The sequence below is a fragment of the Janthinobacterium sp. GW823-FHT06H09 genome, from assembly GCF_058794735.1.
The window spans coordinates 147,625-171,705 of record NZ_JBXAHC010000007.1; the positions used below are offsets into that span (position 1 = coordinate 147,625).

General features: G+C 63.7%; 27 protein-coding genes and 1 tRNA gene. 15 read left to right on the forward strand and 13 right to left on the reverse strand.

Annotated features, from left to right (window positions below):
• Positions 1–133: 133 nt before the first annotated feature.
• The 4 genes from AC1Q6X_RS13670 to galE all read left to right on the forward strand — a co-directional run bounded on the left by AC1Q6X_RS13670 (position 134) and on the right by galE (position 2,919).
• A complete protein-coding gene (locus AC1Q6X_RS13670; protein ID WP_230518194.1) occupies positions 134–838 on the forward strand; it encodes a DUF4197 domain-containing protein in 705 nt (234 codons plus the stop codon).
• A gap of 58 nt (positions 839–896) precedes the next feature.
• Positions 897–970: transfer RNA gene (locus AC1Q6X_RS13675), tRNA-Gly, on the forward strand.
• A 92-nt stretch (positions 971–1,062) separates the two neighbouring features.
• Positions 1,063–1,743, forward strand: a complete 681-nt coding sequence (trmB, locus tag AC1Q6X_RS13680; RefSeq protein WP_070220500.1) for a tRNA (guanosine(46)-N7)-methyltransferase TrmB — start codon at positions 1,063–1,065, stop codon at positions 1,741–1,743.
• Between the two features lie 156 nt (positions 1,744–1,899).
• On the forward strand, positions 1,900–2,919 hold the full coding sequence (galE, locus tag AC1Q6X_RS13685; RefSeq protein ID WP_492497575.1) for a UDP-glucose 4-epimerase GalE: 1,020 nt from the start codon (positions 1,900–1,902) through the stop codon (positions 2,917–2,919).
• A gap of 282 nt (positions 2,920–3,201) precedes the next feature.
• On the opposite strand, the gene AC1Q6X_RS13690 is transcribed toward galE, so the two are convergent.
• The 8 genes from AC1Q6X_RS13690 to gcvA form a co-directional block, all read right to left on the reverse strand.
• The gene (locus AC1Q6X_RS13690) at positions 3,202–4,488 is read right to left on the reverse strand and encodes a Glu/Leu/Phe/Val family dehydrogenase (RefSeq protein ID WP_070220497.1); all 1,287 of its coding nucleotides are present in this window, start codon (positions 4,486–4,488) and stop codon (positions 3,202–3,204) included.
• Between the two features lie 277 nt (positions 4,489–4,765).
• On the reverse strand, positions 4,766–5,746 hold the full coding sequence (locus AC1Q6X_RS13695) for a LysR family transcriptional regulator (RefSeq protein ID WP_230501770.1): 981 nt from the start codon (positions 5,744–5,746) through the stop codon (positions 4,766–4,768).
• 44 nt (positions 5,747–5,790) lie between these two features.
• Entirely contained in the window at positions 5,791–6,273 is a 483-nt protein-coding gene (locus tag AC1Q6X_RS13700; RefSeq protein WP_492497577.1) for a hypothetical protein, read from the reverse strand.
• Positions 6,273–8,096 (reverse strand): DNA helicase RecQ, encoded by a 1,824-nt coding sequence (gene recQ, locus AC1Q6X_RS13705; RefSeq protein ID WP_492497579.1) that lies wholly within the window; start codon positions 8,094–8,096, stop codon positions 6,273–6,275. Before recQ ends, AC1Q6X_RS13700 begins: the two co-directional genes overlap by 1 nt.
• A 6-nt stretch (positions 8,097–8,102) precedes the next feature.
• A complete protein-coding gene (locus tag AC1Q6X_RS13710; protein WP_099409037.1) occupies positions 8,103–8,948 on the reverse strand; it encodes an undecaprenyl-diphosphate phosphatase in 846 nt (281 codons plus the stop codon).
• A gap of 155 nt (positions 8,949–9,103) precedes the next feature.
• Positions 9,104–10,252 carry an MFS transporter gene (locus AC1Q6X_RS13715; protein ID WP_492497582.1) on the reverse strand — a complete coding sequence of 383 codons (1,149 nt, stop codon included), beginning with the start codon at positions 10,250–10,252 and terminating at the stop codon, positions 9,104–9,106.
• A gap of 32 nt (positions 10,253–10,284) precedes the next feature.
• On the reverse strand, positions 10,285–11,055 hold the full coding sequence (locus tag AC1Q6X_RS13720) for a DeoR/GlpR family DNA-binding transcription regulator (RefSeq protein ID WP_492497584.1): 771 nt from the start codon (positions 11,053–11,055) through the stop codon (positions 10,285–10,287).
• Between the two features lie 97 nt (positions 11,056–11,152).
• On the reverse strand, positions 11,153–12,085 hold the full coding sequence (gene gcvA, locus AC1Q6X_RS13725) for a transcriptional regulator GcvA (protein ID WP_121670571.1): 933 nt from the start codon (positions 12,083–12,085) through the stop codon (positions 11,153–11,155).
• Between the two features lie 224 nt (positions 12,086–12,309).
• On the opposite strand from gcvA, the gene AC1Q6X_RS13730 reads away from it, so the two are divergent.
• Genes AC1Q6X_RS13730 through AC1Q6X_RS13755 form a run of 6 tightly spaced genes read left to right on the forward strand, consistent with a single transcriptional unit; the run spans position 12,310 to position 16,694 of the window.
• Positions 12,310–13,083 carry an SDR family NAD(P)-dependent oxidoreductase gene (locus AC1Q6X_RS13730; protein ID WP_070220755.1) on the forward strand — a complete coding sequence of 258 codons (774 nt, stop codon included), beginning with the start codon at positions 12,310–12,312 and terminating at the stop codon, positions 13,081–13,083.
• A gap of 60 nt (positions 13,084–13,143) precedes the next feature.
• The gene (locus AC1Q6X_RS13735; protein ID WP_070220486.1) at positions 13,144–13,425 is read left to right on the forward strand and encodes a hypothetical protein; all 282 of its coding nucleotides are present in this window, start codon (positions 13,144–13,146) and stop codon (positions 13,423–13,425) included.
• 51 nt (positions 13,426–13,476) lie between these two features.
• Positions 13,477–13,821 carry a carboxymuconolactone decarboxylase family protein gene (locus AC1Q6X_RS13740; RefSeq protein ID WP_070311714.1) on the forward strand — a complete coding sequence of 115 codons (345 nt, stop codon included), beginning with the start codon at positions 13,477–13,479 and terminating at the stop codon, positions 13,819–13,821.
• Between the two features lie 34 nt (positions 13,822–13,855).
• Positions 13,856–14,566, forward strand: a complete 711-nt coding sequence (locus tag AC1Q6X_RS13745) for a cupin domain-containing protein (RefSeq protein ID WP_492497587.1) — start codon at positions 13,856–13,858, stop codon at positions 14,564–14,566.
• Positions 14,527–15,639, forward strand: coding sequence for a flavin monoamine oxidase family protein (locus AC1Q6X_RS13750; RefSeq protein WP_492497589.1), 1,113 nt, complete (start codon positions 14,527–14,529; stop codon positions 15,637–15,639). The genes AC1Q6X_RS13745 and AC1Q6X_RS13750 overlap by 40 nt, the downstream gene beginning before the upstream one ends.
• Positions 15,640–15,665: 26 nt before the next feature.
• Positions 15,666–16,694, forward strand: coding sequence for an alcohol dehydrogenase (locus tag AC1Q6X_RS13755; RefSeq protein ID WP_121671223.1), 1,029 nt, complete (start codon positions 15,666–15,668; stop codon positions 16,692–16,694).
• 9 nt (positions 16,695–16,703) lie between these two features.
• Here the strand turns inward: AC1Q6X_RS13755 and AC1Q6X_RS13760 are convergent, their stop codons facing one another.
• Together AC1Q6X_RS13760 and AC1Q6X_RS13765 are read right to left on the reverse strand one after the other, a co-directional pair.
• Positions 16,704–16,964 (reverse strand): YkgJ family cysteine cluster protein, encoded by a 261-nt coding sequence (locus AC1Q6X_RS13760; protein ID WP_070220477.1) that lies wholly within the window; start codon positions 16,962–16,964, stop codon positions 16,704–16,706.
• 136 nt (positions 16,965–17,100) lie between these two features.
• Positions 17,101–17,970, reverse strand: a complete 870-nt coding sequence (locus tag AC1Q6X_RS13765) for a head GIN domain-containing protein (RefSeq protein WP_492497592.1) — start codon at positions 17,968–17,970, stop codon at positions 17,101–17,103.
• 321 nt (positions 17,971–18,291) lie between these two features.
• Here AC1Q6X_RS13765 and AC1Q6X_RS13770 point away from each other — a divergent pair, with 321 nt between their 5' ends.
• The 4 genes from AC1Q6X_RS13770 to AC1Q6X_RS13785 all read left to right on the forward strand — a co-directional run bounded on the left by AC1Q6X_RS13770 (position 18,292) and on the right by AC1Q6X_RS13785 (position 21,587).
• Positions 18,292–18,942: a TetR/AcrR family transcriptional regulator gene (locus tag AC1Q6X_RS13770; protein WP_326459767.1), complete on the forward strand. Its 651-nt coding sequence runs from the start codon at positions 18,292–18,294 to the stop codon at positions 18,940–18,942.
• Between the two features lie 170 nt (positions 18,943–19,112).
• Complete coding sequence (locus AC1Q6X_RS13775; RefSeq protein ID WP_070220472.1) at positions 19,113–19,763, forward strand: protein-L-isoaspartate O-methyltransferase family protein; 651 nt, start codon at positions 19,113–19,115, stop codon at positions 19,761–19,763.
• 13 nt (positions 19,764–19,776) lie between these two features.
• Positions 19,777–20,100: a rhodanese-like domain-containing protein gene (locus AC1Q6X_RS13780; RefSeq protein WP_492497594.1), complete on the forward strand. Its 324-nt coding sequence runs from the start codon at positions 19,777–19,779 to the stop codon at positions 20,098–20,100.
• Positions 20,101–20,246: 146 nt separating this feature from the next.
• Entirely contained in the window at positions 20,247–21,587 is a 1,341-nt protein-coding gene (locus AC1Q6X_RS13785; protein WP_070220470.1) for a TolC family outer membrane protein, read from the forward strand.
• A gap of 68 nt (positions 21,588–21,655) precedes the next feature.
• On the opposite strand, the gene AC1Q6X_RS13790 is transcribed toward AC1Q6X_RS13785, so the two are convergent.
• Complete coding sequence (locus AC1Q6X_RS13790; protein WP_492497596.1) at positions 21,656–22,123, reverse strand: DMT family transporter; 468 nt, start codon at positions 22,121–22,123, stop codon at positions 21,656–21,658.
• A gap of 93 nt (positions 22,124–22,216) precedes the next feature.
• Here AC1Q6X_RS13790 and AC1Q6X_RS13795 point away from each other — a divergent pair, with 93 nt between their 5' ends.
• Positions 22,217–23,122, forward strand: a complete 906-nt coding sequence (locus AC1Q6X_RS13795) for a LysR substrate-binding domain-containing protein (protein ID WP_492497598.1) — start codon at positions 22,217–22,219, stop codon at positions 23,120–23,122.
• A 4-nt stretch (positions 23,123–23,126) separates the two neighbouring features.
• Here AC1Q6X_RS13795 and gloA read toward each other — a convergent pair whose 3' ends face one another.
• Both gloA and AC1Q6X_RS13805 read right to left on the reverse strand, forming a co-directional pair.
• Entirely contained in the window at positions 23,127–23,534 is a 408-nt protein-coding gene (gene gloA, locus AC1Q6X_RS13800) for a lactoylglutathione lyase (protein WP_086137871.1), read from the reverse strand.
• A gap of 114 nt (positions 23,535–23,648) precedes the next feature.
• Entirely contained in the window at positions 23,649–24,071 is a 423-nt protein-coding gene (locus AC1Q6X_RS13805) for an OsmC family protein (protein WP_492497599.1), read from the reverse strand.
• Positions 24,072–24,081: the final 10 nt, after the last annotated feature.

Sequence of the window (24,081 nt, forward strand, 5' to 3'; positions counted from 1 at the left end):
ATCGCGGCGACAGTGTCTGCCGTGCCGCGCTGCCCGCGCCGGTGTTCCTGTTGCGCATAAAAAATGCGGGCATCGCTGCGATTTTGCTATGCTGAGGCTTCAAGAACCATTGGCTTTCAAACAAAGGATGAATATGCGCCTGACCTCTTTCCCCGTTCGCCCCGCCGCCATGTTGTGCGCGCTGGCGCTGTGCTCGTCCACGGCAGGCGCCGCCAGCCCGCTGGCCGCTCTCAGCAATCAGGACGCCAGCAATGGCTTGAAAGCGGCGCTGGAAGCCGGCTCCGCTGCCGCCGTATCGAAACTGGGTGTCGAGAATGGCTTCCTGAACAACGACAAGGTCAAAATCAAGCTGCCCGGCATCCTCGAGCAAGCCAAGCCCCTGTTGAAAATGACGGGACGTGGACAGCAGCTGGACGACCTGGTGGTGTCGATGAACCGGGCCGCCGAGTCGGCCGTGCCGATGGCCAAGCCCTTGCTGCTCGATGCGGTCAAGTCAATGAGCGTGACGGATGCGAAAAACATCCTGTCCGGCGGCGACACGTCGGTGACGGATTTCTTCCGCCAGAAAACATCGGCGCCCCTGGCCGTCAAATTTCTGCCCATCGTGAAATCCGTCACCGACCGTTCCGGCCTGGCCAGCAAATACAACAGCACCATGAGCCAGATCGGCAAGACGGGCCTCGTGCCGCAGCAGCAATCGACGGTGGAGGGCTACGTCACGGACCGCGCCCTCGACGGCCTGTACCTGATGATCGCCGAAGAAGAAAAAGCCATCCGCAGCAACCCGCTCGAATATGGCAGCAAAATCATCGGCAAGGTCTTCGGCAGCCTGAAGTAAGCCCCGCCACCGCGAAGATTTGCTTGCCGCATTCCATTCGGCGTAAAATGCAGGCTTCGCGGGTGTAGCTCAATGGTAGAGCAGAAGCTTCCCAAGCTTACGACGAGGGTTCGATTCCCTTCACCCGCTCCATTTTTCGCTGGCGCCTGGCTTGATGCGGCGCGGCTACTTATTTCTCCATTCCCATGTCTTCTGATACCCCAGCAAACGGCCCGGCGCGGCCGATGATGTACGATCCGACCGAACACCGCATCCGCAGTTTTGTCACCCGCGCGGGACGGCTGTCTGTCGCGCAGGCGCGCGCGCTTGAGACCTTGGGGCCGCAGTTCCTGTTGCCATTCGCCAAGGAGTCCATGGACTTCGAGCAGGTGTTCGGCCGCAAGGCGCCCGTCATCCTGGAAATCGGTTTCGGCATGGGCGCGACGACGGCGCATATCGCCAAAGCCATGCCGGAGAAGGATTTCATCGGCGTCGAAGTGCATACGCCCGGTGTGGGCAGCCTGTTGAAGCTGATCGGCGAAGAGTCGCTGACGAATCTGCGCTTGCTGCAGCACGATGCCGTGGAAGTGCTCACGCACATGATTCCCGCCAATTCGCTGGCCGGCATCCATGTGTTTTTCCCTGATCCATGGCACAAGGCGCGCCACAACAAGCGTCGTTTGATCCAGTCGCCATTCGTCAAGCAATTGACCGACCGCCTGGCGCCGGGCGGCTATCTGCATTGCGCCACCGATTGGGAAGATTACGCGGTGCAAATGCTGGACGTGCTGGGCGCCGAACCGCAACTGCGCAATAGCGCCGATGCTTATGCGCCGCAACCGGCATATCGTCCGCTGACCAAGTTTGAAAACCGCGGTTTGAAGCTGGGCCATGGGGTGTGGGATCTGGTGTTCATCAAGAAATAAACGCATTATGGCGGCTTGCCCACCCCTGCCATTTGCATAAAAATGAAGCCTGCCGCAGCAATGCGGCGGGCTTTTTTATTACTTGCGCAGCCTTGTGCGGGCTTGGCAAAGCGGGGAAATTCCGCTAGTCTTATCTTTTTTGCATTGATTGATATTATGTCCAAGAAAATACTCGTGACCGGCGCATCCGGTTTCATCGGTTCGCATACCTGTATCGAATTGCTGGCTGCCGGTTTTGAGGTGGTCGCGGTGGATAATCTGTGCAATAGCGCGCGCGAGGCGATGGTACGCGTGGAGCGCATCTCCGGCAAAAGCGTGCCCTTCTACGAAGCGGATGTGCGCGACCGCACGGCCATGGCCGCCGTCTTGCGCGAGCACGCCATCGATGCGGTGATCCATTTCGCGGGCTTGAAAGCCGTGGGGGAATCCGTGGCCCAGCCGCTGATGTACATGGATAACAATGTGTCGGGCACCGTGGCGCTGCTGGAAGTGCTGGCGGCGGCGAACGTGAAGCGTTTTGTGTTCAGCTCGTCGGCCACCGTGTATGGCGATCCGGAAGCCTTGCCGATCGTGGAATCGTCGCGCCTGTCCGTGACCAATCCGTACGGCCGCTCGAAGCTGATGGTCGAGGAGATCCTGGCCGATCTCGTGCATGCCGATGCGCAGTGGCAAGTCGGTGTGTTGCGCTACTTTAATCCCGTCGGCGCGCATGCCAGCGGCTTGATCGGCGAAGATCCGGCCGGCATCCCGAACAATCTGATGCCCTTCATCGCCCAGGTGGCCGTGGGCCGCCGCGAGCGGCTGGCCGTCTTCGGCAACGACTACGACACGCCGGACGGCACGGGCGTGCGCGACTACATCCACGTGGTCGACCTGGCGCTGGGCCATGTGGCGGCGTTGAACCGCCTGTTCTCCACCGAGGGCGGCTTTACCGTCAACCTGGGCACGGGCCACGGCTACAGCGTGCTCGATACCGTGCGCGCCTTCGAGGCCGCCAGCGGCCGCAAGGTGCCATACGACATCGTGCCCCGGCGCCCCGGCGACATCGCCAGCTGCTACGCCTCGGCCGACAAGGCGAAGCAATTGCTGGGCTGGCAAGCGCAGAAAAACATCGACGACATGTGCCGCGACCACTGGCGCTGGCAGCACCAGAATCCGCAAGGCTACGCGGCGTAAAAAAGTCTGCCAGATACAAAAAATCCCGCTCACACGCAAGTGTGGCGGGATTTTTTTTAACAGCGCCAGTAACTCAATGGCACCTGAAAAATGTCTGGGGCTAGGCGCAAAGCCGAAGACAGTACGCTAGTACGGCGAGGCGAAGCAACAACGCCCCAGGCATTTTCGCAGGCAGCCATTTGGCGCCTGAAAAATGTCTGGGGCCAGGCGCAAAGCCGAAGACAGTACGCCAGTACGGCGAGGGGCAGGCAACAACGCCCCGGGCATTTTCTCAGGCAGCCATTATGGATACAGGCCGCGTACTTCGCGAGCCTGCAGCACGCGCGTGCACGCCAGGATGAAGGTGGCGGTACGCATCGACACTTTCTTCTCTTGCGACACTTGCCATACGGCGTCGAACGCTTCGCGCATGATGCGGGTCAGGCGGCTGTTGATTTCTTCTTCCGTCCAGAAGAAGCTCGAGAAGTTCTGCGCCCACTCGAAGTAGCTGACGGTCACGCCGCCGGCGTTGGCCAGCACGTCCGGCACGATCAGCACGCCGCGGTCGGTCAGGATGTCGTCCGCTGCAGGCAGGGTCGGGCCGTTGGCGCCTTCCAGGATGATCTTGGCGCGGATGACTTGTGCGCGTTCGGCCGTGATCTGCTGTTCCAGCGCGGCCGGAATCAGGATGTCGCAATCGATGCCCCAGAAATCTTCGCGCGGCACGAATGCCTCGGCGCCCGGGAAGCCTTCGACGCTGCCCACTTCGGCCACGTGTGCCAGCAATTGCGGGATGTTCAAGCCGCCGGAATGCACGACGGTGGTCTTGTGATCCTGTACCGCGACCACTTTCGAGCCGGCTTCAGCGAACATGCGTGCAGCGACGCCGCCCACGTTGCCGAAACCTTGCACGATGACTTTCGCGCCTTCGAGCGACATGCCGACCTTGGCGGCCGCATCGCAACCGACGACGAATACGCCGCGGCCCGTCGCATCGCGGCGGCCCAGGCTGCCGCCCAGCGAGATCGGTTTGCCCGTTACCACGCCGGTCGACATATTGCCGCCGATCATGGCGTAGCTGTCCATCATCCACGCCATGACTTGTTCATTCGTGTTGACGTCCGGCGCCGGGATATCCTTGTTCGGTCCGATGATCATGCTGATCTCGCTCGTGTAGCGGCGCGTCAGGCGTTGCAGTTCGTTGCGCGACAGGGTCTTCGGATCGACACGGATACCGCCCTTGGCGCCGCCGTATGGCACGTTGACCGCCGCGTTCTTGACCGTCATCCAGGCCGACAGCGCCATCACTTCCGACAGGGTCACGTCCTGGTGGAAGCGTACGCCGCCTTTACCCGGGCCGCGCGACAGATTGTGCTGCACGCGGTAGCCTTCGTAGTGGGCAATGGTGCCGTCATCGCGCTCGATAGGCACGTCGACCGTCAGGATGCGCTTTGGACGCTTCAGCGTTTCCACCCAGCGCGACAGGTTGCCCAGGTACGGCGTGACGCGGTCGATCTGCTCGAGGTAGACGCCCCATGGGCCCAGGTCTTCAGGATTGAGGTAGGAAGGAAGTGCGTGCTTGCTGGTCATGCTTGATAAGCTCCTGGACAAAACGGTGGTGTAATGCCGAAAAATCTACTGCGCGTCGTGCTTTGCGGCCGGCGATGCTCGCTGTACCTTCGTACAGCTGCGCTTCTCGGCCACAAATCACTGCCGCTCGCTACGATTTTTCCTGGCATTCAAAAATGCTGTGGTAGGCGCAATCAATTGAGTTGCGCGCAGCGGAACCGCATCGTAGGCGATAGCCTCATGCCCCGGCCAATGCTTTGTGCGCATCCGGTTATGCATTTATTGCATAGTTAGGAGGTCAGGATGGAATGGTGGTGACAGCCGCGCGCCGGCGTTTTTTTCCGCTGCGCGCGGCGCTTTCCTGCACCTGCACCAGGTATTGCCACAGGCTTTCGACGATCTGCTTGCCGGGGCGCAGGCTGGACGGGCGCTCGCGGTACAAGCGGATTTCCAGCTCGATTTCCCAGCCTGGCGCGCCGCCGTCGGCGCGTGCCAGGTGCTTGTATTTGACGTCGCGCATGACGGCCGATTCGGGCAGGAAGGCGATGCCGCGGCCTTCGAGCGCCATCATTTTCAAGCCTTCGGCCATGTCCGTTTCGTAGCAGGTTTCCAGGAACAGGGGCGCCTTGGCGTCGGCCAGCAGCAGTTCCACCATGCGGCCCAGGTAGGCGTTGTTGGTGTAGGAGAGGAAGGGCAGCGGCTCCCTGGCGCTGCCGGGCAGGACGAAGTCCGGCACCTTGTCCTGGCCGCAGCGCGCATATGCGCGCAGGGTTTCGCGGCCCATCACCAGCATGTCGTAGCGGCCCGGATCGAGCTGCACCGGCTGGCGCGGATGGTGATAGCACAGCAGCAGGTCGCAGCCGCCGTCGACCAGCTGCAGTACGGCGTCGTGCACGTTCAGGGCCATCAAACGGCTGTTGATCGGCGCAAAACCTTCTTCCAGCGCCGTCAGCCATTTCGGCATGAAGGTCAGCGACAGGGTGTGCGGAACGGCGAAGTCGACGCTCGTTTGCGTGGCCGCGCGCTTGCCGCGCAACAGGGCGCGCACGCCGTTGATCTGCCCCAGCATTTCCAGCGCCTGCTCGTAGAACACGGCGCCAGCGGGCGTCAGCCGCGTCGGGTACGAGGTGCGGTCGACCAGGTCGATGCCGAGCCAGTTTTCCAGCGACTGGATGCGCCGCGAAAAGGCCGGCTGGGTCACGTGGCGCAGGGCCGCGGAACGGCTGAAATTATGCGTTTCAGCGAGCGAGATGAAGTCTTCCAGCCATTTGGTTTCCATCGCGGCGGCGTTCTCTTGTCAAGGGCAGGGGCTAGGTGGAGTGGTCAGGGCGTCTCGGCCGATGCCGCCGGCCGGTACAGCGATGCCGGCAGGCCGAAGAAGGAGGGCGGACCCAGGGTCGTGCCATGGAGCGAGCCACCCGCGTTCAAGGCCTTGTTGATGGCCGACAGCAAGGAGCTGCGGTCGGCGAGATTTTTTATCAGGGCGCGCGGGCCGTTGTGGAAAGTATGCTGGGCGATATCCGCGGCGACGACAAAGATCGGCTCGCGGCGCAAGGGGAACTCCACCCATTCGCCGTCCTCGTCCTGGGCGCGGAAGGTGGCGGGCAAGGTCATGTTTTCGGCGCCGGGAAGGTGCGACACCAGCACCAGGCCGAAGGCTTCCGGCACCACGTCGGCCAGGCGACGCACCGTCAGGTCGTCGCCGACCAGGGTACGTACTTGCGCTTCCACCGCGTCTTCTGCGTCAGGCTGGGCGCCGAGGATTTTCACGGCCTGGTAAATCAGGTCGGGCGAGAGTGCTTCCATCAAATCATCTCCAGGATCATGGCGACGATTTCGTCGCCGTACGAGGCCAGTTTTTTCTCGCCCACGCCGCTCACGCCGCGCATCTGCTCGAGCGAGGTGGGCTTGGCCTTGGCGATTTCGCGCAGGGTGGCGTCGACGAAAATCACGTAGGCGGGCACGTTGTGGGTGCGCGCCGTTTCCACGCGCCACCAGCGCAGTTTGTCGAAGATCGCCTGCTCGCTGGTAGACAAGTCCGTCTCGACATAACCCTTCGCCACGCTGGTGCTGCGCTTGCTGGTTTTCACCGGTTTCTGGTACTGGCGCAGCTGCACCTTCTGGCCGCCCTTGAGCACGGGGCGCGAGGCGTCCGTCAGTTTCAGCGAGCTGTATTGTTCATGGTCGACCGAGACGAGGCCGAGCGCGATGGCCTGGCGCAAAATCGATTTCCATTCCGCTTCGCCCAGGTCCGAGCCGATGCCGAAGACCGACAGCGAATCGTGGTGCCAGGTCTTGATGCGTTCCGATTCCACGCCGCGCAGCACGTCGATCACGTGGCCGCCGGCGAAGCGCTGGTCGACGCGGTAGATGGCCGACAGCAGTTTTTGCACGGGCACCGTGCCGTCGAACGACACGGGCGGCACCAGGCAGGTGTCGCAATTGCCGCACGGCGAAGCCGGTTCGCCGAAGTATTCGAGCAATCGCATGCGGCGGCAGCTGAGCGTTTCGCACAGGCCCAGCATGGCGTCGAGCTTCACGCCCAGCACGCGCTTGAAGGTGTCGTCCGCTTCCGATTCGTCGATCATGCGCCGCTGCAGCACCACGTCCTGCAAGCCGTACGCCATCCAGGCGTTGGCGGCCATGCCGTCGCGGCCCGCGCGCCCCGTTTCCTGGTAATAGCCCTCGATGCTTTTCGGCAGATCCAGATGCGCGACGAAGCGCACGTCGGGCTTGTCGATGCCCATGCCGAAGGCGATGGTGGCGACCATGACGATGTTTTCCTCGCGCAGGAAGCGCGCCTGGTTGGCGCTGCGCTTGGCGTATTCCATGCCGGCGTGATAGGGCAGGGCGCGGATGCCGCTCTGGTTCAGAAATTCCGCCGTCTCTTCGACTTTTTTGCGCGACAGGCAGTAGACGATGCCGCAGTCGCCCGCGTGTTCCGTGTTGATGAAGTCGAGCAGCTGCTTGCGGCCATTCGCCTTTTCCACGATCTGGTAGCGAATGTTCGGACGGTCGAAGGACGAGACGAACTGGCGCGCGTCCTCGAGCTGCAGGCGCAGCGCGATTTCGGCGCGCGTCTGCGGGTCGGCCGTGGCCGTGAGCGCGATGCGCGGCACGTCCGGGAACTGCTCGTGCAGCACCGACAGCTTGATGTATTCGGGGCGGAAGTCGTGGCCCCACTGGGCCACGCAATGCGCCTCGTCGATGGCGAACAGGGCGATCTTCGAGGACTGGAACAGGTCCAGGCAGCGCTGCGTCATCAGGCGCTCGGGCGCTACGTAGACGACGTCGATGCCGCCCGTGCGCACCAGGCGCTCGATGCGGCTCGCTTCTTCGTAGGTCTGCGTGGAATTGAGGAAGGCGGCGCGCACGCCCACTTCCTCGAGCGCGTCGACCTGGTCCTGCATCAGGGCGATCAGCGGCGAGACGACGACACCGACGCCGTCGCGCAGCAGTGCGGGAATCTGATAGCACAGCGACTTGCCGCCGCCCGTGGGCATCAATACCAGCGCGTCGCCGCCATGGCTGACGTGGTCGACGATGTCGGCTTGCTGGCCGCGGAAGGCCGGGTAGCCGAAAACGGTTTGCAGCAGGTGCAGCGCGCGCTGGTTAAGATCTTGATTCATAGTGCCTTATTCTGCCCAAACAACCCAGCCGTAGTGGGCGCTGGCCAATACCAGCAAGCCGAACACAATGCGGTACCAGGCAAAAAACGTGAAGTCGTGCGAGCTGATATAGCGCAGCAGCCAGCGCACGCACAGGAAGGCGGAAATGAAGGCGGCCACGGTACCCAGGCCGAACAGGGGCACGTGGGCGACCGACAGGATGTCGCGCGCCTTGTACAGCGAGTAGAAGGTGGCCGCCAGCAGGGTGGGGATGGCCAGGAAGAACGAAAATTCGGTGGCGGCCTTGCGCGACAGTCCCAGCAGCATGCCGCCGATGATGGTCGAGCCGGAACGGCTGGTGCCGGGAATCAGCGCGAACGCCTGGGCGCAGCCGACCTTAAGAGCATCAAGCGGACTCATATCTTCGACCGTATGTATGCGTACCGCGACCGGATTGTTGCGCGCGCGGCGTTCCACCAGCAGGATGATGATGCCGCCAATAATGAAGGCGGTCGCGACCGCGACAGGATTGAACAGCAGCGCCTTGATATTTTTGCCGAATTTCAAACCCAGCACGGCCAAGGGAATAAAGGCGATTGCCAGGTTCAGCACGAACATGCGCGAGCTGCACTTGGTGGTCAGGCTGCCCAGTACCGAGGCGATGCGTGCACGGTATTCCCAGCACACGGCCAGAATGGCACCTGCCTGGATGGCGATTTCAAATACCCCCATGACTTCTTTCGAGACATCCTTGGTAAAGTCGAGCAGGCTGCCGGCCAGGATCAGATGTCCCGTGGACGAAATCGGCAAGAATTCGGTAAAACCTTCGACCAGCCCCATGATGATGGCTTTTAGCGCAAGAATGAGATCCATAGATGTATACAAGGGTGTAATTGACAGGATGGGGTGTGTGCGTGGCGCCCGCAATGTGCGCGGGGTCGAAGCTTACCATGCCGCAGGCCCGTCGAGCCGATTTGGGCGCTGTCGGGCGGCGCTTTTTTAGCATCGTCCGACAGGCAGAAGGAGGATCAGGAACGTTGTTTGGCCGGCGCCACCAGGCGCGCGCTGGCTGCCACCAGCAGCAGGGCGGCGCCCAGCATGGCGAAGGCGATATTCAGGCTGGTGGCGTGCGCCACGAAGCCGATCACGGCCGGACCAGCCAGGATGCCCGCATAGCCGATGGTGGTGATGGCCGCCACCGCCAGGCTGGCCGGCATGGCATGTTGCTGGCCCGCCGCCGTGAACAGGATGGGCACGATGTTCGCCGCGCCCAGGCCGATCAGCACGAAGCCTGCCATGGCCAGGCTGGCATGTGGCGCCACCACGGCGAGGAAGAAGCCTGCCGCCGCGCACAGACCGCCGAAAGTGAGCACCCGCTTGCCGCCAAAGCGTGTGACCACCTTGTCGCCCGTGAAGCGGCCCACCGTCATGGCGATGGCGAAGGCGGCGTAGCCGAGACCGCCCTTGGCTTCTTCCACGCCGCGCGTGGTGGTCAGGAACAGGGCGCTCCAGTCGAGAATCGCGCCTTCGGCCAGGAAGACGATAAAGCACAGCAGACCGATGAAAATGACGGCGCCATGCGGCATGACGAACAGCGGTGTCTTTTCGCCGGAGGCGGACGCCGTCGGCAGCAGATGGCCTTGCGCCGCGCCCAGCACGCCGCACAGCAGCAGCATCACCACCACGCAGGACCAGGCCGGCGTCAGTCCCAGCCACAACAGCAGGGCCATGCAGGCCGCGCCGGCAAAGCCGCCCACGCTGAACAGTGCATGAAAACCCGACATCATGGCGCCGCCGTTGGCTTTTTCGATGATCACGGCCTGGATATTGATGGCCACGTCAAATGTGCCCATGGCTGCGCCGAACACCAGCAGCACCAGGCCCAGTTGCAGCGGTGTGGCGGCCAGCGCCAGGCCGGGCAGGATGGCGGTCAGCAGCAGGCCGGCGCCGACGATGACCTTGCGGCAGCCGAAGCGGGCCGTGAGCATGCCCGTAAACGGCATCGCGCACAGCGAGCCGGCGCCCAGGCACAGCAGCAAGACGCCGAGCGTCGCTTCATCGAGGCCCAGGCGCGCCTTGGCATAGGGAACCAGCGGGGCCCAGGCGGCCATGCCGAGGCCGGCGGCGAAGAAGACCAGGCGCGTGGCGCGTTGTTGCAAGGTGCCGGTGAGATGCATGGGGGAGCTTTTCAAGAGTCGGGGTGGATAAGTCAGGCGTGGGCGCGCAACACTTGCACGCCCAGCCGTTCAAAGGCAGCCGCGTGCACGGCATCGGCATCGGCTTCGAGCACCAGGTGCTGCAGCAAGCCCGTGGCCAGTACGCCGAAAGGCGCGGCCGTGCCCAGCTTGTCGCTGGTGACGGCCACCACCACGGCCTTGCTGGCGCCGGCGATGCTGCGCTTGAACTCGGCTTCGTCGTAGTTGAACGCCGTCACGCCCGTGTCGGCATCGGCGCCGCAGGCACCGAGGAAGCACAGGTCGGGATGCATGCGCTCGACCGTGCGCAGCGCTTGCGGACCCAGGCTGGCGCCGGCGCGGCGGTCGACCCGGCCGCCAGCCATGATCAGCTCGATTTCCGGGCGTTCCATCAGCACCATGGCGATGGCGGGCGCATTCGTGATGACAGTGAGCGCCAACTGCGGCAAGGCGCTGGCGATGGCCAGGTTGGTCGAGCCCGCATCGAGAAACAGCACATGGCCCGTGCGCACGAGGGACACGGCGGCCTGCGCCAGGCGCGCCTTGCGCTCGGGCGCTTCCTGCTTGCGCTGCGTCAAGGTGCCGCCATCGGGCGCCAGCGGCAGGGCGCCGCCATACACGCGCTGGCACAGGCCGGCCGCCGCCATCTCGCGCAAGTCGCGCCGTATCGTGTCTTCGGACACGTCGAGCTGGCGCGCCAGGTCCAGCGCCAGCACACGGCCGTCGGCATGCAATTGTTGCTGGATCAGCGCGTGGCGTTGTTTGAGGAGCAGAGTGGCGGACATGGATTTTAATTAAAACGTGCAGGAATGCGCATAAATATACGCAAACGTGCAGACGCGGTCAATGCTTATCTGCGCGTCACGGCGGCCAACGGCTGGCTTACCGTGCAACCGCGGCGGCCTGCTTGCCTGCCTCTTCCAGCAGCCAGCCGCGAAAGGTCGCCAGGCGCGGCAGGCCTGCGGACTCCGGCCGGTAGACCACGTAGTAGGCCAGCGGCGAAAGAAAAGTCATCGCGCCGCACAGGCGTACCAGCCGCCCGGAGGCGATATCGTCATGCGCCATCACGCTGCGCGCCAGCGCCACGCCATGGCCCTCGGCCGCCGCCTGCAGCACCGCCGCCGAATTGTTGATCTTCATGCCGCGCGAGGCGGCGCTATCGCGCACGCCCGCCTTCTGCAGCCACGCTTCCCACGTTGGAAAATCGCCATGGCCATCCATCGACAGGTCGTGAATCAGCGTTTGCCGCGCCAGGTCGGCCGGCTGCCGCAATGGCGCATGCTGTTGCAGAAACGCGGGCGAACACACGGGATAGACTTCTTCATCCATCAATTTGTCGGCGCTCAGTCCCGGCCAGTTGCCGGTGCCGTAGCGCACGCCGATATCGATGCGTTGCGAGACGAAATCGACGGGCTTCAGACTGGTATCGAGCCGCACGTCGGTTTCCGGGCAGACCGATTGAAAGCGTTCAATCCGTGGCAACAGCCACTTGGCGGCGAAGGCGGGACTGACGGTCACCGTCAGCACCCCGTTGAGCGAACCTTCCTTGAGCCTTTCCAGACCCAGCAGCAAGCGGTCAAAGCCGGCGCGCAAATCCGGCAGCGCGCGCTCCGCGGCCTGCGTCGCCACCAGCCGCGTCTTGCCCGCCGTGTGCCGATGGAACAGCGGCGCGCCCAGCCAGTCTTCCAGGTTGCGCACCAACTGGCCCACGGCAGCGGGGCTGACGTTGAGTTCAGCGGCGGCGGCTGAAAAGCTCTGGTGGCGGGCGCTGGCTTCGAATGCCCGCAAGGCGTTCAGATGGATCGGTGTCTTCATGATTTTCTTCCATGGTGTCGCGTGATTATGCGTCTCTGCGTGGCTATTTTAGTCACTCCGCAGCCGTGCCACTAAAGATTTTCTTTCAATGACTGATATTTAATCTGGTTTGTTCCCGTTCCCCGCCAAGCGCAGAATGCATTGCATCGCGGCAGTACACAACTGCCCGGAAGTTTTTCTTCAACAGCGCCTGCCTGGACGGCGGGCATAGGAAAGGAATGAAAATGAGCAAGCAATTCGAAGGCAAGAAACTGCTGGTCGTGGGTGGCACCAGCGGCATGGGTCTGGCGACGGCACGCGTGGTGCTGGAGCAAGGCGGCAGCGCCGTGATCGTCGGCCACCGCGCAGAGAAAACCGAAGAGGCGCGCAAGGCATTGTCGGCGCTCGGCACGGTGTGGGCGGTGACCGCCGACCTGTCGAGCGACGCGGGCCTGGCCGCGCTGCTCAAAACGCTGGACGAACAGCATGCGGACATCGATCTGCTGGTCAACGCGGCCGGCGTGTTCTTCCCCAAACCGTTCCTCGAACACGGCGCCGCCGACTACGACCAGTATATGAATCTCAACAAGGCCTTGTTCTTCATCACGCAAAAGGTGGCCGCGCACCTGGTCGCCGGCGGACGCCCTGGGTCTATCGTCAACATCGGCTCGATGTGGGGCAAGCAGGCGATCGCCGCCACGCCATCGTCGGCGTATTCGATGGCCAAGGCCGGCCTGCACTCGCTGACCCAGCATCTGGCGATGGAACTGGCATCGAAGCAGATTCGCGTCAACGCCGTCTCGCCAGCCGTCGTGCAGACGCCGATCTACGAAGGTTTTATTCCGAAGGCGGAGGTCCATGAGGCGCTGCAGGGCTTCAACGGTTTCCACCCGATCGGCCGCGTGGGCACGCCGCTGGACGTGGCGGAAGTGGTGGCGTTTCTGCTGTCCGACAAGGCCGCCTGGGTGACCGGCGCGGTGTGGGACGTCGATGGCGGCGTGATGGCCGGCCGCAACTAAATACCTGGGGCAAGCCCGCCTTGCCCGCCTTTTCTTCACCTGATCATCAAGGAGCATCGCATGGCTTATCTGCAAATCACCCTCAAGATCGCCAACGCCAACCGCGCCGCGGCGGCTGGCGTCTATCAGCAGTACAAGGCGCCGTTCCTGGCCGGCATCGCGGGCGCGCAGTCGAAGCAATTGCTGATCCGCGAGGAAGACGTGCAAGTGCTGCATGGCTTCGACAGCGTGGGCAACGCCAATGCCTATCTGCAAAGCGCGCTGTTCAACAGCGACGTGGTGGTGGCGCTCACGCCGCTGCTGGACGCGGCGCCCGACGTGCGCATTTATACCGTGGCGTAAGCGGGCACCCGCCCGCTGCTACCTACTATTCCCTTTTTTGGAGCAAAAATCATGATGCAAGACTGGAACACCTACCGCGACTCCCTGCTGGAAAAAGTCGGCGATTACGCCGCGCAGAGCCCCGACGTGATGCGCGGCGTGATGGCCATCGACGGCGCCGCCGCCAAGACCGGCCACCTGGCGCCGAAGATCCACGAACTGATCGCGCTGGCGGTGGCCATCACCACGCGTTGCGACGGCTGCATCTCGGTGCACACGAGGAAAGCGGTGGAAGCCGGTGCGACCCTGGAAGAAATTTCCGAAGCGCTCGGCGTGGCGATCGCGCTCAATACGGGCGCCGCGCTGACGTATTCGGCGCGCGTGATGGAAGCCTACCAACAGCTGCCGAAGCAGTAAGCGCTGGCCGTTTTTTTCAACTTGGAAGTTTGTCATGCTGATCAATGCCGATTTTTCGCGCCCCGTCATCCTGGCGCCGCACCAGTACCGCTGGGTCGCGTCGCCGCAGGGCGGCGTCGAGCGCATCATGCTCGATCGCATCGGCGCCGAGCAAGCGCGCGCGACGAGCATCGTGCGCTATGCGCCCGAATCCTTCTTCCCGCCGCATCGGCATCCGCGCGGCGAGGAAATCCTGGTCCTCGACGGCACGTTTTCCGAAGACGGCGTGGATTATCCCGCCGGCTGGTATTTGCGCAATCCGCCCGGCTCCAGCCACCGGCCGTCGAGCGGCGCGGGGGCGGTGATCTTCGTCAAGTTGCAGCAGATGCAGCCGCGCGAACAGCGCCACGTCCGCATCGACACCCGCGACCCCGCCAACTGGCGCGAGCAGCGGGGGCGGGCCGTCTGTCCGCTGTTCGACGATGCTGTCGAGCAGGTCAGCCTGCAGCGGCTGATGCCGCATGAAGCCTTGCTGGCCGAGGCAGGCGGCAGCCAGGAACTGCTGGTGCTCGAGGGCGAGGTGCGCGCACGCCAGCATGCCTGCGCGCCGCGCAGCTGGATGCGCCTGCCTGCCGGCACCTTGCCCGCCATCGTTGCCGGTGCGCAGGGAGCCACCGTTTACCTGAAAGTCCGGCATGTGGCGGACACGACTTTGAAAGGATCAGCATGCAACACGCACGCATCATCATTATCGGCGCCGGCCTGAGCGGCCTGTACGCGGCCCACTTGCTGGAGCGGCTGGGCGTGGCCAATGTCGTCGTGCTCGAAGCGCGCGATTTCATCGGCGGGCGTATCGCCGGCATGCAGGCAGCTGGCGGCAGCGACCGCTTCGACCTGGGCCCGGCCTGGTTCTGGCCCGAGCAGCAGTGCGCGCTGCACCAGCTGGTCGACGGGCTGGGGCTGCAGCGCTTCGCCCAGTACGACCAGGGCGACATGCTGTACCAGCGCGCCGCAGGGGAGGCGCCGGTGCGCATGCGCACGTACGCGAGCGCGCCGCCATCGATGCGCCTGATTGGCGGCATGAATGCGCTGACCGATGCCTTGCACGGCACCTTGCGCAGCACGCGCGTCGTCACCGGACAACAGGTGCTGCGCCTGCGCCATGCGGCCGAGCACGTCGAAGTGGCGAGCGCGGATGCGGCGGGCGCCGTCACCGCGTGGCGCGCCGGCCACGTGCTGCTGGCATTGCCGCCGCGCCTGGCTGCCGCCGGTATCGCGTACGAGCCGGCCCTGCCTGCGGCGCTGGCGCGCGAGTGGACCGCCACCGCCACCTGGATGGCGCCCCATGCGAAGTACGTCGCCGTCTACGAGCGGCCGTTCTGGCGCGAACAGGGCTTGTCCGGTTCGGCGCGCAGCCAGAGCGGGCCGCTGGGCGAGATCCATGATGCCTCGATGCCGGGCGGCAGCGCTGCCCTGTTTGGTTTCCTGGCCATGCCGGCACGCACGCGCCAGCGCCTGGACGATGGGGTCTTGCTGGCGCATTGCCGGGCCCAGCTGGTACGGCTGTTCGGCCCGCAAGCGGCCGCGCCGCGCACCGATGCCATCAAGGACTGGTCGCAGGATGCGCTGACCGCCACCGCTGCCGACCTCGACGCCGGCGGCGAGCACGGTCACGCCCCGGCAGCGGCGCCTGCGGCCGGTCCCTGGCAGGGCCGCCTGACGGCCATCGCCAGCGAATGGTCGCCGCGCTTTCCCGGCTATCTGGCCGGCGCGGTCGAGGCGGCCGCTCTGGGCGTGCAAGCCTGGCAAGCGGCGCAGCAGCGCCCGGCGATTCCGTGACTTAACTCAACGAAGGAGAAATGAAGATGAAAGCCACTTACCGCGCCATGCAAGTGAGCCGCCCCGGCGTGCTGGAACTGGTCGAGCGCGCCACGCCGCTGCCTGGCGTGGGCGAAGTCTTGATCGCCGTCGAAGCCTGCGGCATCTGTGGCGCCGACAGCGCCGATATCGACGGCGCCGACCCGGCGCTGCAGCCGCCGCGCGTGCCCGGTCACGAGGTGGTCGGGCGCATCGTCGCGCTGGGCGAACACACGCCGGGCATCTGGCAAATCGGCCAGCGCGTCGGCGTCGGCCGTCTGGGCGGCCACTGCAACGCCTGCCCGCCCTGCCGCCAAGGCCGTTTCCAGTTATGTCAGGACCAGCCGTTCGTGGGCGCCAGCCGCGACGGCGGCTATGCCGAGATGATGCTGGCGCGCGTCACCGGCCTGGTATCGATTCCCGGGCAGCTCGATGCGGAAGAGGCGGCGCCCATCCTGTGCGCGGGCCTTGCCACCTTCAATGCGCTCAAGAAGAGCGGGGCGCAGGCGGGCGATACGGTCGCCATCCTGGGCATCGGCGGCCTGGGGCATATGGCCTTGCAGTATGCGCGCCGCATGGGCTTCAAGGTGGTGGCGATCGGGCGCGGCGGCGATATTGCGCAGGATGCGCTGGAGCTGGGCGCGCACGTGTATGTCGACAGCCTGGCCGAGGATGCGGCCGCCGTGCTGCAAGCGCATGGCGGGGCGCAGGCGGTCATCACCACCGTCTCCAGCGCGGCCGCCGTGACGGCGCTGATGGATGGCCTGGCGCCAGCCGGACGGCTGGTCGTGCTGGGCGCGGGCAAGGATCCGCTGCTCGTGTCTTCCGGTAAATTGGTGGTGGGCGAACGCGGCGTGCTCGGCTCGATCACCGGCACGCCGTATGACAATGAAAAGACGCTTGCTTTCAGCGTGCTGGCCGACGTGCGTCCGCGTATCGTAACCATGCCGCTGGAACGTGCGGCCGAAGCCTGTCAGCGCATGCAGTCCGGGGACGTCAAGTTCCGCATGGTGCTGACCATGTTGCCGAAGGCCTAGGCATTCTCTTCAAGTCTGCGGCGCCGTTGCCTGCTCCAGGTCGTCGAGCCAGCGTATCGCCTGTTCGCGGCTGGCGCCGCACATCTCTGCCGACGGCTGCAATCCTGCGCAGAACGCCGGCCGTTCCGGCTGTCCGAAAATGCGGCAGCGGCTATCGTCTCCCAGCTGCACGCAGCGGACGCCAGCGGGTTTCCCGTTCGGCATGCCCGGTATCGGACTGGTGATGGAGGGAGCGATGCAGCACGCTCCGCAGTGGTCGCGGCAGTTCATGGTTATTCTTTAGTGGACGACCAGCTTGCCATCCGGCTGCCAGGGAGCAGGCGCAGGACGGCTGGCGATGGCTGGAAAGGGATCAGGGGCCGACAGTATAGCAAGTCGGCGCGGCCTGCCGCTTCCCGCCGCTTGCCTAGCGCACGATGCTGACGCGCTTGCCCGACAAAGTGCGGCGGGCTGGATCGCCATGCACGGTGATGCGGCCGGAACCGCTGGCGCGGGCGTTGACTTCATTCTGGACGGTCACGTCGATGTCGCCGGAACCGTTGCTCGCCAGATAGGCAACGTCGTTGCGCAGGGCAGCCAGGTTGACGTCGCCCGAGCCGTTGACGTTGGCGTCGAGGCGCTGCACGGCGCCGCTGGCGCTGATGCTGCCCGAGCCGTTGACGGCCACGTTGACGCGTTCGCCGCGCACGCTGCCCAGCTGGATGTTGCCCGAGCCGTTTTGCACCGCATCCGTGTTGCCGCTGGCGAGGGCCGCCGCGTTGATGCTGCCGGAACCATTGTTGGCCACGTCGAAGCGTCCCACCGTGCCCGACAATTCGCTCTTCATCGAACCGCGCTGCTCCAGGCTGAAATCGTCGCCATTGAAACCGCTGGCCACCAGGCGGCCCGAGCCGGAAATGGTGATCTTCTTCAATTGCGGCGTCGTATAGATGACGTGGATACCATTGCTGCTGCGAATGTTCGTATCACTCCAGATGCGCAGGGTATTGCCGCTCACTTCGCTGTGGATGCGCGGCTGCAGATTGCTGTCCGCTTCGATCACCAGCGATGTGGCCGGCCCCACGCGCACGTCGATCTTGATATCGATGCGCTTCATGCTGTCGATGTCGAGCGTGTTGATGTTGCTGACCTGGCGCACGTCGCGGCTCACTTGTTCATTGCCCTGGATGGCATTGCCACCCGAATCGGCATGGCGCACTTCGCCATCGTTGGGGTGGATGACGATGGCGCAACCGCCGAGGGCAAGGGCACAGCACAGGGCCAGCAAGGTACGCATGATGTTTCCTTTATGATTGTTTTAATGTGGGAAAAAGCCGGCTGCCGCGCCGCGGCTGCCGTGCCGTCGATGACAAGGTAGCAAATCCGACACGCTTGCTCAGTGGAAATGCGATGAACTGCGCAAAACGGGGGCTGAAACGCATTCTGGTTCACCCACCGCCACAGGTCAGGCGCCAGAGGAGGTGTCGCCAACGCCGGCACGGAGCGTACAATACCCGTGTTCAGCATACGGGGCGGTGCCCCGCGTCGCCCGTGCTTGACCTTGCCCGTAGACAGGGCTACTATTAATGACTCAAAAGTAAGTTACTTGGAAAGACACATGCAAGCCCCGATTGATACCAAGCCCCGCTGGGAGCGGCGCAAGGATGCCCGCCCGCAGGAATTACTCGCTGCCGCCCTCGACCTGTTTGTCGAACGGGGCTTCGCATCGACGCGCCTGGAGGATGTGGCCAAGCGGGCGGGCGTGTCGAAAGGCACCCTGTACCTGTACTTTGAGAATAAACAAGAGCTGTTCAAGGCCGTCGTGCGCGACAATATCGTGCAGTCGATCGGCGAGGCGGAAGACAGCATGGCCGCTTCGGACAGTACCAGCGCCGAATTGTTGCGCAAGGTAATGATGCAGTGGTGGGAAGAGTTCGGCGCCACCAAACTGGCCGGTTTGACCAAGCTGATGCTGGCCGAAGCGAACAATTTCCCGGAACTGGCGCAGTTTTACAACGAAGAAGTCGTCGCGCGCGGCAATGGACTGATCGTCAGTCTGCTGGAACGGGGCATGCAGCGGGGCGAATTCCGCCAGATCGATCCCGTGCTGGTCAGCACCATCCTCAGCGCACCCGTCACCATGCTCATGATGTGGACGCACTCCTTCGTGCCGTGCGAGGTCAAGGATATCGATCCGCTCGCCTATATGGATGCCTTTATCGACATGAGCTTGCGCAGCCTGCAGGCGGAGGCGCCCGGGAAAAGCTGATGCACCGGGCCTGGCTACTACCGTTCAGTTACCCCTTTTCCAAGGTTCGCCCCCCCAAATCTGCAGATCGTCGCAAATTTCCTCCATTCCCCGCCTTTATGGTTAACATGTGCTTTCAGCCAGTTCAACGATAAAATGGCGGATTATTACTTCACTTACCGAGTCCAAAGATGAATATCGAACAAGCCCGCTTCAATATGATCGAACAGCAGATCCGTCCATGGGACGTACTGGATATCGACGTGCTGGAGCTGTTGAACGTGGTCAAGCGTGAAAATTTCGTGCCGGCCGCCTATAAAAACCTGGCCTTCGTCGATACGGAAATTCCACTGGGCGGCGGCGAATGTATGTTCACGCCAAAGCTGGAAGCGCGTATTTTGCAAGACGTAGCCGTCAAGAAGCATGAAAATGTGCTGGAAATCGGCACCGGCAGCGGTTACATGGCCGCGTTGCTGGCGCACAAGGCGCGTCATGTGACGAGCGTGGAAATCGTTCCCCAATTGAAAACCTTGGCCGAGCAGAACCTGGCCGCCAACGGCGTGACCAACGTGACCGTGGAACTGGGCGACGGCGCCCAGGGCTGGAGCAAGGGTGCACCCTACGACGTGATCGTCGTGTCCGGCGCCCTGGCCGTGCTGCCGGAAGCGCTGTTGCAACAAGTCAAAGTCGGCGGCCGCATCCTGGCGATCATCGGCGAAGCGCCGATCATGTCGGCGCACCTGATCACGCGCAGCTCGGACAAAGCCTATGACACGCGCAAGCTGTTTGAAACCAATGTCACGCCGCTGCAAGCCGTGGCTCCGTCGCATTTCCAGTTCTGAGGCGACCGATTCGATGGAGCATTTGAGTGCACCGCAGCTGGCCGCCTGGCTGGCTGACCCTTCCCGCCCGCGTCCGTTCTTGCTGGACGTGCGGGAACAGTGGGAGTTCGACCTGTGCCACCTCGACGGTGCCACCTTGATGCAGATGAACTCGATTCCCGCGCGCATCGATGACCTCGATGAAGACGCCGAAATCGTCTGCATTTGCCATCACGGCATGCGCAGCATGCAAGTGGCGGCCTTCCTGGAGAGCAATGGTTTTGGCAAGATCAGTAATTTGACGGGCGGCGTGCATGCCTGGGCGCTGCAAGTCGACAGCGCCATGCCGAAATACTAAGTGAATTCGCAGTAGATGCACTTCCAGGCATGTTTTCCTGCATGCCTGCGGAGGCCTGTACCCCGCTCCTGCCGGCGCGGCCGCCAGGCAGGCTGTAACCGATTTTTGATTCCATCAACTTTTGACGACTCCAACGGAGAAATGCAATGCGGAAACCCCTTATCGCCGTGCTGATGACCAGCGCCTTTGTCTCGATGACATGCTCGCTGCAAGCGCAGGCGGCCGATCTCATCCAGGTGTACCAGCAGGCGCTGGCCAATGACGCGCAGTACGCCAGCGCGCGCGCGGCCCTGTCTGCCGGGATGGAGCGGGTTCCGCAGGGGCTGGCAGGCTTGCTGCCGCAAATCTCCGCCTCGGGCAGCAATACGCGCGGCAATCAGGAACAGATTATCCAGAACAATGGCGGCAACAAGATCACTTCGCCGTCCGTCAACGTCCGCGCGAACAGCTACAACCTGACCCTGGCGCAGCCGCTGTTCCGCTGGGACCGTTGGGAAACCTACCAGCAAAGCAAGCTGGCGCAGGCGATTGCCGAAGCGCAATTTGCGCAAGTCCAGCAAGACTTGATCACGCGCGTGGCGCAAGCGTATTTCGACGTGCTCAGCGCGCAGGACAACCTGGGCGCCACGCAGGCGCAAAAAGTGGCCACGACGGAACAGCTGGCATCGGCCAAGCGCAACTTCGAAGTCGGCACGCAAACGATTACCGACACGCACGAAGCGCAAGCGGCCTACGACCTGGTCGTGGCGCAGGAATTTGCCGCCATCAATGACCTGGCCAACAAGCGCAGCGCCCTGCAAACCATCATCGGCGAAGCGCCGACGAGCCTGGCGCCGATGCGCGCGGGCGTGGTCATCAGCGCGCCGGAACCGGCCGCCATCGAGCCGTGGGTGAGCTCGGCGGAAGAGCAGAACTACAGCGTCGTCACGGCCCAGTTCAACGTGGAATCGGCCAAGCGTGACATCGGCCGCAACCGCGCCGGCCACTATCCGACCCTGGACCTGATCGCCAACACGGGCCATACCTACACTTCGGGTGGCGGGACCGGCAGCGGCAATAACAACAACGCCATCGGCGTGCAGTGGAGCATCCCCATCTTCAGCGGCTTTGCCGTGACGAGCAAGGTGCGCGAATCGATCGCGCTGGAAAACAAGGCCCGCAACGACCTGGAAACGGCACGCCGCACGGCATCGCAAGGCGCGCGCCAGGCATTCCTGGGCGTCAACAGCGGCCTGGCGCAAGTCAAGGCGCTGGAAGCGGCGGAAGTGTCGAGCAAGTCGGCGCTGGAGTCGAATCAGCTCGGCTATCAAGTGGGCGTGCGCATCAATATCGACGTCTTGAATGCGCAGAAACAATTGTTCTCGACGCAAAAAGACCTGTCGAAAGCCCGCTACGACACCATCATGAACGGCTTGCGCCTGAAGGCTGCCGCCGGCACCCTGAAGGAAACGGACTTGATGCCTGTCAACGCCTTGCTCGTCAAGTAAGCGCGCTCTGCTCTACATGAAAACCAGCCCCGGCAACGGCGCTGGTTTTTTTTCGCCTTGACGTGTGGTCACACGGCGCGGCTGTTGGCGAACTGGGTCAGCACGACACCGGCCACCACCAGGCCCGCGCCGGCCCAGTGCAGTGGAGAAATATGCTTGACGGCAAAACCCAGCAAGCCGTAGCGGTCGATGGCCAGCGCGGCCAGCATCTGCCCGCCGATGACGGCCGCCATGAAGGGGCCGGACCCCATGCGCGGCGCCAGCATCAGCGCGGCCGTAATATAAAACACGCCGGCCGCGCCACCGAGCCAGGACCAGCCCGGCCCGCGCACGGCGAGGTGCAAATCGGGCGCCGGCACGCGCCAGGCCAGCATCACGAGCGACGCGAGCACGGCGCTGACGGCCAGCGAGGCGAGCGTGGCCCACAGCGGGTGGCCCAGATTGCGGCCCAGCGCCGCATTCGCGCCCGCCTGGAAGGGGACGACGGCGCCGGCCAGCATGGCCAGCGGGGCAAACAAGGTGATCCATCCGTTCATGTGCGACTCCCTGCGTGTTGAGTTGATGCAGTCATCGTATTATGCTGTCATCATTAAATCCAATTCGTAGTTTGTCAGCTAACTATGCACCAAATGAATAATCTGCGCGCCGTCGATTTGAACTTGCTGGTGATCCTCGAAGCGCTGCTCAGCGAACGCCATCTGTCGCGCGCGGCGGAACGCTTGCACATGAGTCAGCCAGCCGTCAGCCATGCGCTGGCACGCCTGCGCCACTTGCTCGACGATCCGCTGCTGCTGCGCGGCAAGGGCGGCTTCCAGCCGACGGCGCGCGCCCTGGCGCTGGCGCGGCCGCTGGCCGAAGCTCTGCAGAGCGTGCGCTCGGTGCTCGGTGGCGCCGTCTTCGAAGCGGCCACGGCGCAGCGCGTGTTTCGCCTGGCCATGTCGGATTACGGCGCGGCGCTGATCTTGCCCGCTTTGCTGCGGCGTTTGTGCGTGGAAGCGCCCGGCATCGACGTGGCCGTCAGCTATGCCAGCCGTTCTGCCGTGGTGGCCGGCGTGCAGGATGGCGAGATCGATCTGGCGCTGGGCGTGTTCCCGCAACTGCCCGAACAGTTGCACAGGGAAACCTTATTCGAGGAAACGTTCATGTGCGCGCTCGATCCGGCCAGCCTGGCGTCGGGAGAGAGCTTGAGCTTGCAGACCTATCTGGCGCGCCCCCATGTGCTGGTGGCGTCCGGCGAAGGCGGCATGGCGGCCGAAGTCGATGCAGCGCTGGCGCAACTGGGCCAGGCACGCCGCATCGCCGTGCGCGTGCCGTACTGGACGGTCGCACCGGATGTCGTGATGGGGACGGATCTGATATTGACGGTGGCGCGGCGTGCCTTGCAGGGCATTGAGGCGCAGGGGCTGGCGCTGTACTCCGCGCCGTTTGCCATCGCACCGTTTGCGTTTGAAGCGATACGGCACCGCCGCACGGACGGCGATGCGGGGATCGCCTGGCTGCGTGCGGCCATTGCAACGGCGGCAGAGCCAGGCTGACGTCTTACAGGCCGGCGCCCTGGCCGTCGAACTTGCGCTCGATCAATTCGATCTTGTAGCCATCCGGATCGGTGATGAAGGCGATGACCGTGTTGCCTCCCTTGACGGGGCCCGGTTCGCGCGTGACGTTGCCGCCGTTCGCCCGCGCCGCGTCGCAAGCGGCGACGATATCGTCGGCCGAGATGGCGATGTGGCCGTACGCCGTGCCCAGCTCGTAGCTGGTGGTGCCATAGTTATACGTCAGTTCCAGTTCCGCGTGGTCGGGGTTCGAACCGTAGCCGACGAAGGCCAGCGTGTACTGGTATTCCGGGTTGTCGCTGGTGCGCAGCAATTTCATGCCCAGGACGTTCGTGTAAAAATCGATGGAGCGCTGCAGGTCGCCGACCCGTAACATGGTGTGCAAAATACGCATCGTAAATCCTTGAGGGTGATAGGGGAATGGCAGGATTTTATGCGTTTTACGGCTTTCTTGCCGAGACCGCCCTTGCCGTCCGCTGATTGGACAGCAGCGGGCGGTCTGCCGGAATTACTCCAGACGGGCGTCCAGCGTGATTTCCGTGGCCAGCAACTTCGATACGGGGCAACCGAGCTTGGCGCGCAGGGCCGCGTCCTGGAATGCTTCGTCGGTGGCGCCGGGAATGGTGGCCACCAGGGTCAGGTGCACGGCCGTGATGGCATAGCTGCCATCGATTTTTTCCAGGCTGACGTCGGCCGTGGTTTTCAGGGCCGTGGAGCGCAAGCCCGCCTCGCCCAGTTGGCCGGACAGGGCCATGGTGAAGCAGGCCGCGTGGGCCGCGCCGATCAGTTCTTCCGGATTGCTGCCGGGACCGTCCTCGAAGCGCGTGTTGAAACCATAGGCCACATTGTCGAGTGCGCCGCTTTGGGTGGAAATAAATCCTTTGCCATCCTTAAGGCCGCCACTCCAGACGGCTGATCCTGTTTTTTTCATGATGTACTCC